Here is a 14,222-nt window from a genome sequence, read left to right as displayed (position 1 = left end):
CGCTCATGACGGTGGCGCTCTGGGCACGTCCGGCAGATCGGATGTCCATTGCGCCCATGCCTGTCGCACGAGTTCCGCGACGGCATCCCGCGCTTCCAGCCAGCGGGCGACGCGCTCGCGCCAATTCCGATACGCGGGATCCTCCACCTCCGCCACGGCGTCCAGCGCCGCCCGCCAGGCTCCCTGACTGGCCTGCGTCAGCGCCGCGTCCGCCTGGTCGCGCAAGGTCTCCAGGGTCTGCATGTGCGCGGCATAGTCCGCGGGACTCACCCGCCCAAATTGCGCCAACTGTGTCCATTCGCCGCGCTGCCTGATCAACTCCGCGTTCAGACGGGTCAGCTCCGCGCGAAGGGCGACCGGTTCGGCAGTGTCCCGCGCGGCGAGCGGTTCCAGGAAGGCCAGTTGCGCCGGGTCCGGCCAGATTCGGTTGAGCGCGGCCAGCTCGGTCGCGAAGGGCTGACCCTCGGCGAATTTTCTCGACAGTGTCTCAAGCACCACGAAGGCCGCCATGGCGCGACGCTGACGTTCGCTGTCGAGGATTGGCCGCGTTCCCTCCGTCTCCCGATGGGCGCCTGTGCCGCCGTCCAGCGTCCGCCACCAGGTCCGGGTCTCCTGTCCCAGGCGCGACAGGCGATGCTGCCCATCCTGGCTCGACAGCCACAACCCGCTTGCCGCACCCGTCAACGCCAATAAGGACAAACCGAGAGGCCAGGCGATGCGCCGCGACCCCCTGGGCGAGGGCGGCGCGAGGTATGGCAAGGCCAGTGGGGCCGACGCATCCGTGATGCAGGGTTGCGGCGGGGCCGGAGCGGCTGCGAGTGCGCTGGCTTCCAGATCGACCATCAAGGTCAAGAGGCGCCGATAATCCACAGCAACCAGACGCGCAAGACGCGGATCCCGCCTCAACAGCAGGCACCAGCGTTGTTCCGGCTCGAGTTTGAGCAACTCGCTCAGGAGTTGCGCGCTTTCGGCCTCCACGGCGACCTGGCCGGTTGCAATATGGGCATCGAGGTGAGCAAGCCAGCGTGCATTCATCGACAGCAACAGCCGCGTTCATGATGTCGGGCGAGCGGCGCTCGCCAGATGGGCGATGCGGATTTCAGGCCGCGGCAATCCGCGTTCATTCCGGAGGAAGCGGAACCAGCGATGCGAAGCTTTGGTGCAACTGCTTGATCCAGGAGGCATAGTCGCCGACCGCGCGCTTGGCGGCAAGGATGCCCAGTCCGGTCTGTTGCGCCACCGTGGCGGCATTCATCTGCAGGATACGCCAAGGCGGCAGTTTCAGACGCTCGAAGTCGGTCCAGGCCTCGCTCAGGCAGGGCTCCATGCCGACGACGATCAGTCCGTCGGCCCGCATCGCCGCGATGCGATGAAATTCCGGGGTGGCCTCATAGGCATTGAAATGACCGGCGATCCGGTTGAGCACCAGAATCCGTCGGCTGTCGGGAAACGCCCTGGCGGCGGACTCCAGCACCTCGATGCCCGCGGTGACCGCCAACGGGTCGGCGGTGATGGGGACATAGATATCCATGCTCACCCCGCTCTCGCTCAGGAGCTCGCCCAGCTCGGACTTGACGGCCCACTCGAGGATATGACGATCCATGTTGGCCCCGAGATCGACGCCCGTATCCCGCTCCAGGATCTCGGCCGCCAGTTGATCCCAGTAGCTGTAGGCGAGCGAAGGGTCGGCGCGCAGTGCCTTGATGTCCGCGCCAATGCGCAGCGAGAGGACGTGATCGTGGCCCGCGAATTCGGCCAGCTTGGCCTTGTCGTCGATATCGATGAGACGCAGCGGGCGGCTCATGGCATCGTAGAGGCAGGACAAGACCATCATGAGCACCGATTTGCCGACGCCCCCCTTGCCATTCATGATCCAAACGGTGTGTATCGACATAATTGGCGGGAATCACTCATTCAACGATCAGGAGTTTGAAGTGGTGGCTTGAGCGACGCGGATGGCCACGGCTTGCCGCACCGGAAGACACCGGCCAGAAACGACTGGAACCGCTTACCCAGCAATGTTGGCTCGATTCTCTATGAGAGCGACATCTCCGGTCAACATCCCGGGACGCCCGTGCGATCCGGGCGGCTATCGCCACACCAGCGCGCCCAGGCTCACGCCGACCCCCACCGCAAGCAGACAGCAGACCAGCATCAGGCGCAGTGCCTGGCGCAGATGTGCGCCATCGAGAGCCGCCGGCCAGTCGGGATCGCCCATGTATTGCTCGGTGACCAACCGCCCGCCATAGCGGATGGGACCGATCAGACGCACCCGCAGCGCACCGGCGCAGGCGGCCTCGCTCCAGCCTGAATTGGGGCTCGGAAGCAGGGCATGGTAAGTCCGGGCGGCCCGGAACGCTAGCCGGGGATGCAGATCGAGGATGGCCGCCGCCATGGCGATCAGGGGGACCGAGAGCCGCGCCGGCAGCCAATGGATCAGATCGTCGGAACGCGCCCCGGCCCAGCCGAAACGGCCATAGCGTTCGTTCCGATAGCCGACCATGGAATCCAGACTCGACACCGCCTTGACCAGAATCAGCCCCGGCAGGCCGAACAGACACAAGGCCCAGAGCGGTGTCAGGACCCCATCGGTCAGGTTCTCCGACAGGCTCTCGATGGTGGCGCGCACGATGCCGTCGCGTGGCAGGTGCGCGGTATCGCGCCCGACCAGCATGCTCAGACGCTGGCGCGCGGTCGGCAGGTCATCGAGCGTGTCGAGCACCCGCTGGCCGTGCCGCAGCAGATCGCGCATGCACAGCAGGCTGTAGGCGATGAAGAGATCCCAGGCCGGCGCCAGCCAGGGATGCAGCCATCCGAGCCCAATCCGCGCCCCCCACCAGGCCGCGAGCGCGCCGCCGACGACCAGCAGCCAGTGCAGTATCCCGCCGCCGCGTCCGTTCCACCCGACGGTGAACAGCGCGCGTTCCCATAGCAGGCTCCAGGCGCCGACGACCCGGATCGGATGCAGTCGATACACCGGATCGCCAACGACCGCATCGAGCAGACAGGCGGCCAGGATCAACGTGAGGTGTCCGGTCAGATCCATTTGCGTGCAAAAAACAGAGGGCGTCCCCGTCGGTGCGGGCGATACAGGTCGGACTCTTCGAGCAGCATGCGGGGCCTCGATCGGAAAGGCGGATTGCAATCGCCAATGCCGGGTTTCAGGGGACGGTCAGTCGCCATCGGGATTGGCGAGTCGCTTGGCGATCGCCTGGGTTGGACTAGTATTGAGTGTGAAGCAGCAGACGGACCGATGCCGATGAAAACTCGCAAATGGCTGTTTTTCGCTTTTACCTCGCTCATCATTCTACCGGCAAAGCGCGACGCCGCCTGGATCCGTCTCTATCTCAAGGATCCCATGGCGGCCCTCCCCGAGGCAAAGATGCCCAAGGTCGACCTGACCGACCAGGAAATCGCCGATTTGACCGCTTTCCTGCGACTGCGTTAAATCGCATCCGGCACGGCACGCATGGTTTCGCAAATTTGTCCTAGACTCGTTCACGCCAACCAGCGTTGCGACTGACGCGGCTTAGAATCGGACGTGAGAACACCATGGAAAACGATCAGATCAGAGTCTGCCCACGTTGTGGACGCTCCTTCGCATGCAAGGCGCACCGCGTCAAGTTATGCGATTGTATGAGCGTCCCGCTGAACCCGGACGCGCTTGACGTCATCCGCGAACAGTACGCGGGCTGTCTGTGTCCGAAGTGCTTGCGGGAGTTGAACGCCATGGTCGATGGTGCGTGCGGAATGGCGCAATAAAGGGGCGACGCAGCGAGCGCTCGGGAACGCGCGCTCCTTTGGCCTCGGTTCAATCCGCGCCGCGCGCGGAACACGCCAGCAGGCGTCTCGCGACGCTATAATCGCCAGCCGATTCACCGGCAGCAGGCCGCAATCGGCAGCCCTTACACTTGAGTCCAGATCATCATAAACGCCTGATGTCTACGAAACCAAAGAAGCGTATCCCCCCCGGCGGCGCCAAACTCTCCCCCGAGGAGATCGAGCGCAAGTCGCGCGAGCATCTGGCCGGCGGGCGTTTTCGCGACGCCATTGACGGCTTCAAACAGCTTCTGAAGCGAGAGCCCCGCCCGGACTGGCGGTTCGCGCTGGCCGACGCCTATGCCGGACGCGCGCGCGAGCTGAACGCGAAAGGCATGCTCAGGGAGGCGCTGGTGATGTGGGAGAACCGCGCCAGTCTGGGCAAGGACATTGCGTTCGAGCCGGAGCAGGCGACGCTCCTGCTACGTCTGGGGCGTCCCGAGCCGGTGTGCGCCCTACTGACGGCGGGCGCTGCCTTGCCACCGGCCGAGGCCGAGCGTCTGCGGACCCTGCTGGCCGCGCGACTCCTGGCTGGAGATGCCGTCATCGCCGAACGGCTGGCGCCCGAGGATCCGGTGCGACGCCATGCCGCGCCGGCGCTTGCGGCTCTGGTCGCCTATTGCGCGGGCGACGAGACCGGTCTGCGCGCGGCATTGACCGCGCTTCCCTTCCGTTCGCCCTACCGTGATTGGGTGCAGATCTTGAAGGCGTTGCAGTGTCTGCCAGAGAGTCACAGGGAAGCCACCGAGTTGCTCGGACGGGTCGGCGAGGACTCCGCCTTCGCCGCGATCAAACGGGCCGCGGAGCTGGCTCTGCTGCCGGAGCCCCGGTTTCTGGAGGCGATCCACGATGCCGGAAAGCCGCAACGGACGAGCAAAAGCGCGGTCCGCTTCGCCTGCGCATTGCGCGGCTGGTCGCCCGAGAGAATCGCACTGTGGGAGGAGATCGATCGGCTGGGTCGCGATGCGCAACCCATCGCTCTGCTGCGTCTTCTGCACCGCCATCGCGACCGACTGGGTGCGAACTGGGTTCGTCAGCGGAATCTGCGTCTCTTGATCCGCGATTATCCGGCGAGTCTCAAGTCGCTCCTCGCGGTGGGTGCCGTCAAAGCGAATCCGCTGGAAGCGCGCCTAGTGGCCGCCTGGTATGCCGAGCAGTCGAAAGATCCCTGGGACGTTCTGGACGGTTGGGAGAATTACGCGCGCGACCTGAGCGGCGCCCGCGCACCCGCGGACCTGACCCCGGACGAGCGACTGCGCATCGCATTGGCCCTGCGGCGCGCCGACCGGTTCGGCCGGGTACTGGACCGGCCCGAGCCCTCCGACGATCCGGACGATCTCGATGCGCGGGTCGCTGAGCTGGTAGAGGAAAGTCTGCGCTGGGATCCCGACGACCGCGACCTCACCCTGCGTCTGCTGCACTACTACCGACGCGGCAAACGCACCAAGGATGTTCGCCGATTGCTGGATCAGGCCTCCGAACGCTGGCCCCAGGATCCTCGGGTCTTGAGCGCGGCCATGGACGCGGCGCTCGATGCCGGGGCGTTCAAGAAGGCCGCCGGCCTGGCCAGTCGGATTCTCGCCGTGGATTCGATCAACACCGAGGTGCGCGAGCATCTGGTGGCAGCCCATCTCGCGCACGCCCGTAAACAGCTCCTCAAGGGGCGCGCGGATCTGGCGCGCAAGACGCTGGACGAGGCCGACACCTGGGCGCGTGGCGGTCATGCGCGCGAACAGCTCGATCTAACCTCGGGGCTCATCGCCGTGATCGAACATGCCGATGCCGCGATCCTGCGCGAGACCGTCGCGCGGCTGGGCGGAGGACTGGCGACTCAGGCGGCGCTGGTGCTTGCCGGGGACGCGGTCAGGCTGCCGCCGCTCAAGCTGTTCAAGCAGGTCATGCTCCCAAAATTCGTCCATCAGGGACGCGACGATCTGCTCGCCGCGCTCGCCCGGCTGCGCACTCATCTGGATGGCGGCGGCAAGCTCTCGCGCGAACTCGATGCCTATTTCACTAAGTCGCTCGGCAGTGCGCCCTGGACGCAACTGTCGCGGAGCGATCTGGAGTCGGCCTGCGAAACCCTGCGCCGTTGCGGCTTCCACAAACTTCGCCAAAGTGTCGCGGACATTGCGCTGAAACAGTGGCGAGGCGCTCCGGTGTTCGAGCTTCACGCCTTCGAGGCCAAATACCCCAAGGGATTCAGCGGCCGCCCGAACCGGGATCTCGACCGTCTGGAGGATGCGCTGGCACAGGCCCGCGAGGAAGGGGATATGCGGACCGCGCTGCGGATCAAGGAGATCTTTGACGCTCTGAACCCGTTCGGCTTTGGCGGTCCCCTGGGTGCAAGCCCGTTCGGCTTTCCTTTTGACGACGATGATGACGGTGACGCGGGAGACGTCTCCGACGAGATGGCGACGGATGCGCTGGTGATGATGCTGCGCATGGCCGGGTTGGAGAAGACGATGAACATTCTCGGTTTTCCGCCCGACATCAAACGCCAGCTCAAACGCATGGCGCGCCAGATCGGCGAGCCGGCGGTGATCGAGAAATTGATCGAACTGTTCAGCCACGCCCGCGACGGCACGCTGCCGGATTTTTCCGACCTTTCGGATTTTTTCCGATGAGAGACCCCTATCTAATCCTTGGCGTACCCGATGACGCGGACGACACCGCTATCGAGGCGGCCTATCTGGAAGGCATCAAACGTTGCCCGCCGGAGCGCGACGCTGACGGCTTCCAGGCCCTGCGCACGGCTTACGAGGCCCTGCGCACCCAGCGCGACCGCCTGGCGTATGCGCTGTTCGAGACCGCGCCACCCGAGCCGGCGGATCTGCTCGACCGGGCGTTTCCGCTGGGTCGATCCGGAGCCTTCGATACCGCTTGGGGGCGACCGGAACCGGCGCTGTTTGCGGCCCTGCTGCGCGGGGGCGACTGATGGACGAGGCGGAGAAGGATCAGCTTACCGCACGCTTCCGGGCTTATCTGGACGCGCGTTCCCATGCGTCGGTTCCCTTCGACTCCGCTCAGGAAACGAGTGGCAGTGTCGCTCCGGATCTCTTCACGCTGCTTGCGGAGCTGGTCGCGCTCAAGAACGAGGTCAAGCTGGAATCGCGTCAGGTCAAATCCGCGCTCGACGAATTCCGCTCGCTCTTCGATACGCTGCGCGAGACCAATGCCCGTCTGAGCGACGAACAGGAACGACACCGCGAGCAGGACCGCAAGGCGGACCAACAGGGCCAGAAAAACCTGTTGCTCGAACTGCTGGAACTCCGCGACCGCCTGCAGGCGGGCCTCGATCAGGCGCGGCGCTTTCAACCTGGCTGGTTCGATGGCCGCGCCAGCGGTTTCGTCGCGTCCATGGCGGAAGGCATGAGGATGAATCTGCGCCGGTTCGACGAGACGCTGGCGCGCCGGGGCGTGCGCGAACTGCCGGCGCTGGGCCAGAGCTTCGATCCGCACACCATGCACGCCGCCGAGCTGGCGCGAAATCCTCTCCGTCCGGAAGGTGTCGTGGTTGGCGAGCTGCGCAAGGGTTTTTTCTATCAAGACCGGCTGTTGCGACCTGCCGAAGTGGTGGTCAACCGGCCGCGAGGTCGGACGATTGGCGACGCTAGCGGCGCGCCACCGCCGGGGGTTTGGCCGTTGGGCTAGGCGATTTCCCGAAACCCTCTGCCAACGCGCGTCACGCTGTACGTAGTTTTTACATTTATTCCACGGAACCACACTTGTGAACGACATCATCATCGGTATTGACCTGGGAACCACCAACTCCGAGGTGGCCGTGGTCCAGGACGGTCGCACCCGCATCATTGAGGTCGACGGTTCCAAAATCCTGCCCTCCATGGTCGGACTCGCCGACGACGGCACGCTGCTCGTGGGTCAGTCCGCGCGCAATCAGTACGTCATCTATCCGGAACGCACCATCCGCTCGGTGAAGCGGCGCATGGGCGAGGACGTGCGTCTGCCGATGGGCGAGCAGTCCTACACGCCGCAGGAGATCTCGGCACTCATTCTGCGCCGGCTCAAGCAGGCCGCCGAGGACGCGCTGGGCCAGCCGGTGTCGAAGGCCATCATCACGGTGCCCGCCTATTTCTCCGACGCGCAGCGCCAGGCAACCCGCGACGCCGGCGGACTGGCGGGCCTGGAAGTCATGCGCATCATCAACGAGCCGACCGCCGCCGCGCTGGCCTACGAGGCCGACCATGAGACGGCCAAAACCATCCTGGTCTATGACCTGGGCGGCGGCACCTTCGATGTCTCGGTGGTGCGCCTGAACCGGGACGTGACCGAGGTACTGGCGAGTCACGGCAACAATCATCTCGGCGGAGACGATTTCGACGCCCGGCTGGTCGAACATGTCGTGACCCATCTGAAAGAGACCCAGGGCGTCGACCCCGGCGAACAGAAGGCCGCCATGGCCCGTATCGTCCGCGCCTGCGAAACGGTCAAGATCGCGCTCAGCGACGCCCCCTTCGCGCGTATCGAGGAAGAATATCTGCTGGAGCAGGACGGCAAGCCGATCAACCTGTCGCTGGAGGTGGCGCGCACCGATTACGAGGAGATGATCGCGCCCTACATCGAGGAGACCCTGGAGGCGGTGCATATCGCCCTCAAAGGCGCCTCGCTGACCGTCGCGGAACTCGACGAGGTGCTCCTGGTCGGCGGCGCCACGCGGACCCCGCTGGTGCAGACACGGCTGGAGCAGATGCTCGGCATGCAGCCCCGCGCCGAGGTCGACCCGGAACTCTGCGTGGCGGCGGGCGCAGCGATCCAGGCGGCGGTGATCGCGGGCGAGAAGGTGAGCAGCGTGCTGGTGGACATCACCCCCTATACCTTCGGGACCAGCGCGCTCAGCGATCTCAACGGCGAGCTTTACCCCTACACCTACATTCCGCTGATCCGCAAGAACACCCCGATTCCGGTGACCAAGAGCGAGGTCTTTCAGACCCACTACGACGGTCAGACCATCATCGAGGTGCAGGTCTATCAGGGCGACGATCCGGACGCACTCAACAACACCGAGATCGGTTCCTTTCGAATCGAGGGCCTGAGCGATGTCCCGGCGGGCAACCTGATCGTGACCACCTTTTCGCTGGACCTGAACGGCATCCTGCAGGTCAGCTCGCGCGAGAAACGCACCGGTCTGGAAACGCGCATCTCCATCGACAACGCCACCACCCGCTTCGAGCAGCAGGAACTCGATGCCGCCCGCGAACGCATCGGCGCCCTGATCGACGGCGAGGCCCGCAATGTGTCCCATGATGCGACCCATCATCAGCGCGAGACGGTCCAGGCCAACGCACTGATCGAGAAAGCCGAACGGTTGCTGGAGACCGCCAACCCGGAGGACCGGGAAGACCTGGTGGATCTAATCGAAAGGGTGCGCGATGCGCTCGTAGAAGGCGATGTCGGCGCGTTGGAACCGGCGGTCGCCGCGCTGACGGATCTGCTCTATTACCTGGAATCCTGATGGAGCGGTGTCCGAACTGCGCGGCCCGCTGGGATGGCCGCGTCACCTGTCGGCGGTGCGGCATGGAGCTGGCCGGCCTGATCCGGGTCGAACAGGCGGCCGAGTCGCTGATCGCCCGCGCCATGGCGCATCTGGAGGCCGCCGATCCCGAGGCGGCGAGCGCGGACCTGATCCAGGCGCTGGCCCTTCACCGCACGCCTTTTGCGGAACGCCTGCTCAACTTCGCCCAGTGGACCGCGAGAGAAGAGCGCGATGACAGCAAGGTCATTGCGCAATGCCAAAATCAAGTCGGAACGGACGTGATGTACGTCGTCGAGAGGGATTGAGATTCAAGGAATGCGATGGTCGCCATGAAAGCATGGCCGGCATCATGTTCGACAAAACGGTTGCAGAAAGGGGGATTGGAATCGTGACACGTCTATTGATGCTTGGGACACAGATGTCGACGAAAGGCGGCATCGGGTCGGTCATCCGTAACTACGTGGAGCGGGATATGCTCGGACGCCTCGGAGTCCGCTACTTACCGACCCATTGCGACGGCAATAAATTGACAAAAGCGTTGTTCTATCTCGTTCAATCGCCACGTATCGTCGTTTTCATTCTGGCTTCCGCCCTTGTCCATTTTCATACCTCCCAAGGCTGGAGCTATCGACGTCTTTTCTTGTTTTTCCTGATCGCGTGGGCGTTTGGCAAACGCACGATCTGGCATGTCCATGGCAGTTCCTTCGATACTTATTATCGAAAATCCAGTCGCGTCGAGAAGGCCGCTATCCGATTCGGTCTGTCGCGGGCCAACGCGGTCATCGCCTTGTCGCAATCCTGGTTGGTGAAACTCCAGGAAATCTCGCCGGGATGTCGGGTGTCGATGATTCATAATGGCGTCAATGTCGAGAAGTACCATATCGAGCGAACCGGCTTGCACGCCCCCATGACCGTTCTCTTTCTGGGACGGATCGGAGAGCGGAAAGGCGTATTCGATTTGATTCGCGCAGCGGATCGCCTGCGAGACACGGACGTACGCTTCTTCATTGCCGGAGATGGGGATGTCGAGGGAGCGAAGGCGGCGATTCGCGCGGCCGATCTGATGAACAAGGTCGAAGTGCTGGGTTGGGTCGATAACCGGCAGGTGGTCGAATTACTCTGGCGTTCGGATCTGTATGCCTTGCCGTCCTATGATGAGGGATTGCCCATGGGAATTCTGGAGGCGATGGCAGCCGGTTTGCCGATTATCGCGACCCCGGTCGGTGGGATCCCCGATGCGGTCATCGATGGCGCGAATGGCTATCTCATCGAGCCGGGTGACAGCGAGGCGTTAGCCGATCGGATCTCAAGATATTCAACCGATGAGGCTGCCTGGCTGCAAGCGAGCCGCCTCTCGCGCAAGCACGCAGACGAATCCTTTAGCATGGATTGCGTCGAGCGTTCGCTGAGCGCCTTGTATGCCGAGATCGATCGCTGATGAGGACATCGCATGGCGCGGCAATCCGAAAAATTCAACTGGTATCTGAACCGGCTCCGGTGCATGTCGATCGGAGAAACGCTCTATCGTCTTCGCAAGAAGGTACGCGTGACGCTGCGGCCGCTTCGAGGGTCGAATCGCCGACCGCCGGCGCCAACACTGCCGGTGGCAAACACCTCATGGCTGCATCCCGGCGAGCGCTTTGACGCCACGGCCTATGCCACTGCGGCGGATCGAATCCTCGCGGGTCACTATGCTGTTTTCGCGCTCTCCGATGTCGATTTAGGAACGACTCCGGACTGGAACCGGGATCCGAAAACGGGCACCCTGGCCCCGTCGACCTTTGGGATGACACTCGATTACCGTCAAGAGTCGCTCGTCGGAGATATCAAATATCTCTGGGAGCCAAATCGGCATCTGGAGTTCGTCACGCTCTGCCAAGCCTACTGGATCACCCGGGATGGGCGTTATCTGGAAGGTTTCAAGCGACTTTTGCGCTCCTGGATCGACCAATGCCCCTATCCTCAGGGTCCGAACTGGTCAAGCTCGCTGGAGGCCGGGATTCGCTTGATCAACTGGTCGATCTGCTGGCAACTGATCGGCGGCGCGGAGAGCCGGTTGTTCGCGGGCGAAGACGGCAAGCAGGTTCATTCGGCCTGGCTCGGTTCGATTTGGGAGCACTCGTGTTTCATTGCGGAAAACTGGTCGCGCTATTCATCGGCGAACAATCATCTGATCGGCGAGGCCGCCGGACTCTTTGTCGCCTCCGCGACCTGGCCCGCCTGGCCACGGTCGGCCGCCTGGCGGGCCGAATCGCACGCGATCCTGACGAGGGAAGCGGTCCTGCAGGTTCACGCGGACGGGGTTCTCAAGGAACAGACCGTCTCTTACATGCAATTCGTCGGGGATTTTCTCCTGATCGCCGGGCTTGCCGGGCGTGAAAACGGTTGCGATTTCGAGCCACGCTATTGGAAAAGTCTCGAACGCATGCTCGATTTCCTGGCGTCGATCATGGATGTCGGCGGAAATCTGCCGATGATCGGGGATGCCGACGACGGTTATGCGGTCCGACTTGCTCAGGGAGAGAATTTCTGTCCCTATCGGTCTCTGCTGGCCTCTGGGGGGCTCCTGTTCGAACGCCCGGAGCTGTTGGCCAAGGCCGGCGGAATCGACGCGAAGACCCGCTGGCTGATGGGCGCGGAGATGGACGACGCTCGCGCGCTCCCGATGGACCGGCCTGACTTCGCTCGGCCGGTACGCACGAGTTTCCCGCACGGGGGTTATTACATCCTCGGCACGGACTGGGAGACCGATCAGGAAATTCGCATCGTCGCGGACACGGGGCCGCTGGGCTATCTTTCGATCGCCGCGCATGGTCATGCGGATGCGCTTGCCTTCACCCTGTCGGTTGGCGGCGTCGAGTTTCTCGTCGACCCCGGTACCTATAGTTATCATACTCAAAAGGCTTGGCGCGATTATTTCCGAGGCACCGCCGCGCATAATACGTTGCGTGTCGACGGCCTGGATCAGTCGCTGATTGGCGGAAACTTCATGTGGGTACGTCATGCGCGCGCCCGTTCTCTGGCATGGCGCGACGATCCCGACGTAGCGGAACTGGTTGGAGAGCATGATGGTTATTCCAGTCTGCCGGATCCGGCGATTCATCGCCGGCATTGGCGATTCGAGAAGTCCGCCCGAGTGCTTCGCCTTCGCGACACTCTGGAGTGCGCCGCGGATCATCGGGTGGAGCGATGGTGGCATTTCTCGGAAGGTTGCCAGGTCGATTTCACCGCTCCGGGCGTTGCGGTGTCCAATGCCGGACAGCGCATCGAACTCGCGCTGGATCCCAGGTCGCAAGGTCATCGCGTTCTGTCCATCGGCTCGGACGATCCGATGACCGGCTGGATCTCGCGCAGTTTCGACCGCAAACATCCCGCTTATTCCCTGGTGGAACGCTTCGACATTCGCGGTCAGACACAACTGGACGCGACGATCAAGGTCGGCCGCTCGCGTTGAATCCGCCATGGATGACCGGATGGTAAGCAATTCTTAGAGTTCTTGGCGGTTCCAGTACCGGATCTCGGGTTTTCGTTTACAGAGGGGGTAGGGTCATGAAAGTCAGTATTTTCGGTCTGGGTTATGTTGGCACGGTCTCCGCGGCCTGTCTCGCCAAGGAGGGTCATGAGGTCGTTGGTGTCGATCCGAATCGGACCAAGGTTCGTCTGATTCAACAGGGCGTCTCGCCGATCATCGAGGAAGGCGTGGGCGACATGATCGCCGATGCCATCGCCAAGGGAACGCTGACCGCCACGGAAAGCGTTCAGGATGCCATCGCCATCTCCGATCTTTCCCTGATCTGTGTCGGCACGCCCAGTCAAATCAACGGCAGCCTGGATCTGCGCTATGTGCGCTACGTCTGCGAGCAGATTGGCGAGGCACTGCGCGATCAAAAGCGCTTTCATGTCGTGGTCGCGCGCAGCACGATGCTGCCGGGATCGATGCGGAATGTCGTCATCCCGGTGCTGGAGGAATGCTCCGGGAAGCGGGCCGGGATTGACTTTGGCGTCTGTAACAATCCCGAGTTCCTGCGCGAAGGCTCGGCGGTTTGGGATTTTTATAATCCGCCCAAGACCGTGATCGGCGAAACGGACGATCGTAGCGGGGAGATTCTGGCCAGCCTCTACGCGGGACTCGACGCGCCCTTGATCCGCACCGAAGTCGAAACGGCCGAAATGGTCAAATACACGGACAACGTCTGGCACGCGCTGAAGGTCGGATTCGCCAACGAGATTGGAAGTATCTGCAAGGCTTCAGGGCTTGATGGGCGGCAGGTCATGGACATTTTTTGCCAGGATACGAAGCTGAACCTTTCCCCCTACTACATGAAGCCCGGCTTTGCCTTCGGCGGCTCATGCCTGCCCAAGGATGTTCGCGCATTGACCTATAAGGCGCGAGAGTGCGATGTTGCCGTGCCTATCCTCGATGCCATCATGCCAAGCAACGAGCTTCAGGTGCGACGCGCGCTGGACATGGTGATCGCCGCCGGCCACAAAAAAATCAGTATTCTGGGCTTTGCCTTCAAGGCAGGGACTGACGATCTGCGCGAAAGCCCGGTCGTCGAGTTGATCGAGCGGCTATTGGGCAAAGGTTTCGAGTTGAAGGTTTATGATCGAAACGTCAACATCGCCAGCCTGTTTGGCGCCAACCGGGACTATATTTTGAATCACATACCGCACATCTCGAAACTGATGGTTGACAGTATCGAGGAGGCATTGGCTCATGCCGAGACGGTTGTGATCGGAAATCCGTCCAAGGAATTCAAGGGCATGCTGGAGCGTTTATCCTCCCAACAAATCATGGTTGATCTGTGGGGCGTCACCGACCAAAAAAGCAGCGAAAGCCAGTATCGCGGCATTTGCTGGTAATCTCAGCCCCCGGTAAACCGCGTCCGCCCTCAGCGCGGTCGGACGCGAC

Annotated in this window: 13 protein-coding genes; 10 read left to right on the top strand and 3 right to left on the bottom strand. The window is 63.0% G+C overall.

Annotated features, from left to right (window positions below; all coding sequences use genetic code 11):
- Positions 1-3: 3 nt before the first annotated feature.
- The 3 genes from CCR95_RS20515 to cbiB all read right to left on the bottom strand — a co-directional run bounded on the left by CCR95_RS20515 (position 4) and on the right by cbiB (position 3,046).
- Positions 4-1,035, bottom strand: coding sequence for a hypothetical protein (locus tag CCR95_RS20515; RefSeq protein ID WP_201097955.1), 1,032 nt, complete (start codon positions 1,033-1,035; stop codon positions 4-6).
- An 85-nt stretch (positions 1,036-1,120) separates the two neighbouring features.
- Positions 1,121-1,894 (bottom strand): P-loop NTPase family protein, encoded by a 774-nt coding sequence (locus CCR95_RS20510; RefSeq protein ID WP_242523386.1) that lies wholly within the window; start codon positions 1,892-1,894, stop codon positions 1,121-1,123.
- A 195-nt stretch (positions 1,895-2,089) separates the two neighbouring features.
- Entirely contained in the window at positions 2,090-3,046 is a 957-nt protein-coding gene (gene cbiB / locus CCR95_RS20505) for an adenosylcobinamide-phosphate synthase CbiB (RefSeq protein WP_201097954.1), read from the bottom strand.
- A gap of 213 nt (positions 3,047-3,259) precedes the next feature.
- Between cbiB and CCR95_RS20500 the strand changes: the two genes are divergently transcribed.
- The 10 genes from CCR95_RS20500 (at position 3,260) to CCR95_RS20455 (ending at position 14,173) form a co-directional block, all read left to right on the top strand.
- Positions 3,260-3,448 (top strand): c-type cytochrome, encoded by a 189-nt coding sequence (locus tag CCR95_RS20500; RefSeq protein ID WP_242523385.1) that lies wholly within the window; start codon positions 3,260-3,262, stop codon positions 3,446-3,448.
- Positions 3,449-3,552: 104 nt separating this feature from the next.
- Complete coding sequence (locus tag CCR95_RS26490; RefSeq protein ID WP_201097952.1) at positions 3,553-3,762, top strand: cysteine-rich CWC family protein; 210 nt, start codon at positions 3,553-3,555, stop codon at positions 3,760-3,762.
- A gap of 176 nt (positions 3,763-3,938) precedes the next feature.
- Positions 3,939-6,443, top strand: coding sequence for a hypothetical protein (locus tag CCR95_RS20490; protein WP_201097950.1), 2,505 nt, complete (start codon positions 3,939-3,941; stop codon positions 6,441-6,443).
- A complete protein-coding gene (locus CCR95_RS20485) occupies positions 6,440-6,754 on the top strand; it encodes a J domain-containing protein (protein ID WP_201097948.1) in 315 nt (104 codons plus the stop codon). The genes CCR95_RS20490 and CCR95_RS20485 overlap by 4 nt, the downstream gene beginning before the upstream one ends.
- Positions 6,754-7,470, top strand: coding sequence for a nucleotide exchange factor GrpE (grpE, locus tag CCR95_RS20480; RefSeq protein WP_201097946.1), 717 nt, complete (start codon positions 6,754-6,756; stop codon positions 7,468-7,470). Before CCR95_RS20485 ends, grpE begins: the two co-directional genes overlap by 1 nt.
- A 76-nt stretch (positions 7,471-7,546) precedes the next feature.
- The gene (locus CCR95_RS20475; protein ID WP_201097944.1) at positions 7,547-9,289 is read left to right on the top strand and encodes an Hsp70 family protein; all 1,743 of its coding nucleotides are present in this window, start codon (positions 7,547-7,549) and stop codon (positions 9,287-9,289) included.
- Entirely contained in the window at positions 9,289-9,615 is a 327-nt protein-coding gene (locus tag CCR95_RS20470; protein WP_201097942.1) for a hypothetical protein, read from the top strand. Before CCR95_RS20475 ends, CCR95_RS20470 begins: the two co-directional genes overlap by 1 nt.
- A gap of 83 nt (positions 9,616-9,698) precedes the next feature.
- Positions 9,699-10,748, top strand: coding sequence for a glycosyltransferase (locus CCR95_RS20465; protein WP_207188699.1), 1,050 nt, complete (start codon positions 9,699-9,701; stop codon positions 10,746-10,748).
- A 12-nt stretch (positions 10,749-10,760) separates the two neighbouring features.
- A complete protein-coding gene (locus CCR95_RS20460; RefSeq protein WP_201097938.1) occupies positions 10,761-12,764 on the top strand; it encodes a heparinase II/III family protein in 2,004 nt (667 codons plus the stop codon).
- A gap of 95 nt (positions 12,765-12,859) precedes the next feature.
- Positions 12,860-14,173, top strand: coding sequence for a nucleotide sugar dehydrogenase (locus CCR95_RS20455; protein ID WP_201097936.1), 1,314 nt, complete (start codon positions 12,860-12,862; stop codon positions 14,171-14,173).
- The last annotated feature ends 49 nt before the right edge of the window (positions 14,174-14,222 follow it).

Origin of the sequence: Thiocystis minor (assembly GCF_016653465.1) — a bacterium.
In the GTDB taxonomy this organism is placed as follows: Bacteria; Pseudomonadota; Gammaproteobacteria; order Chromatiales; family Chromatiaceae; genus Chromatium; species Chromatium minus.
Note: the sequence above shows the minus strand (reverse complement) of the source record. Positions and strands in the feature narration are given on the sequence as shown.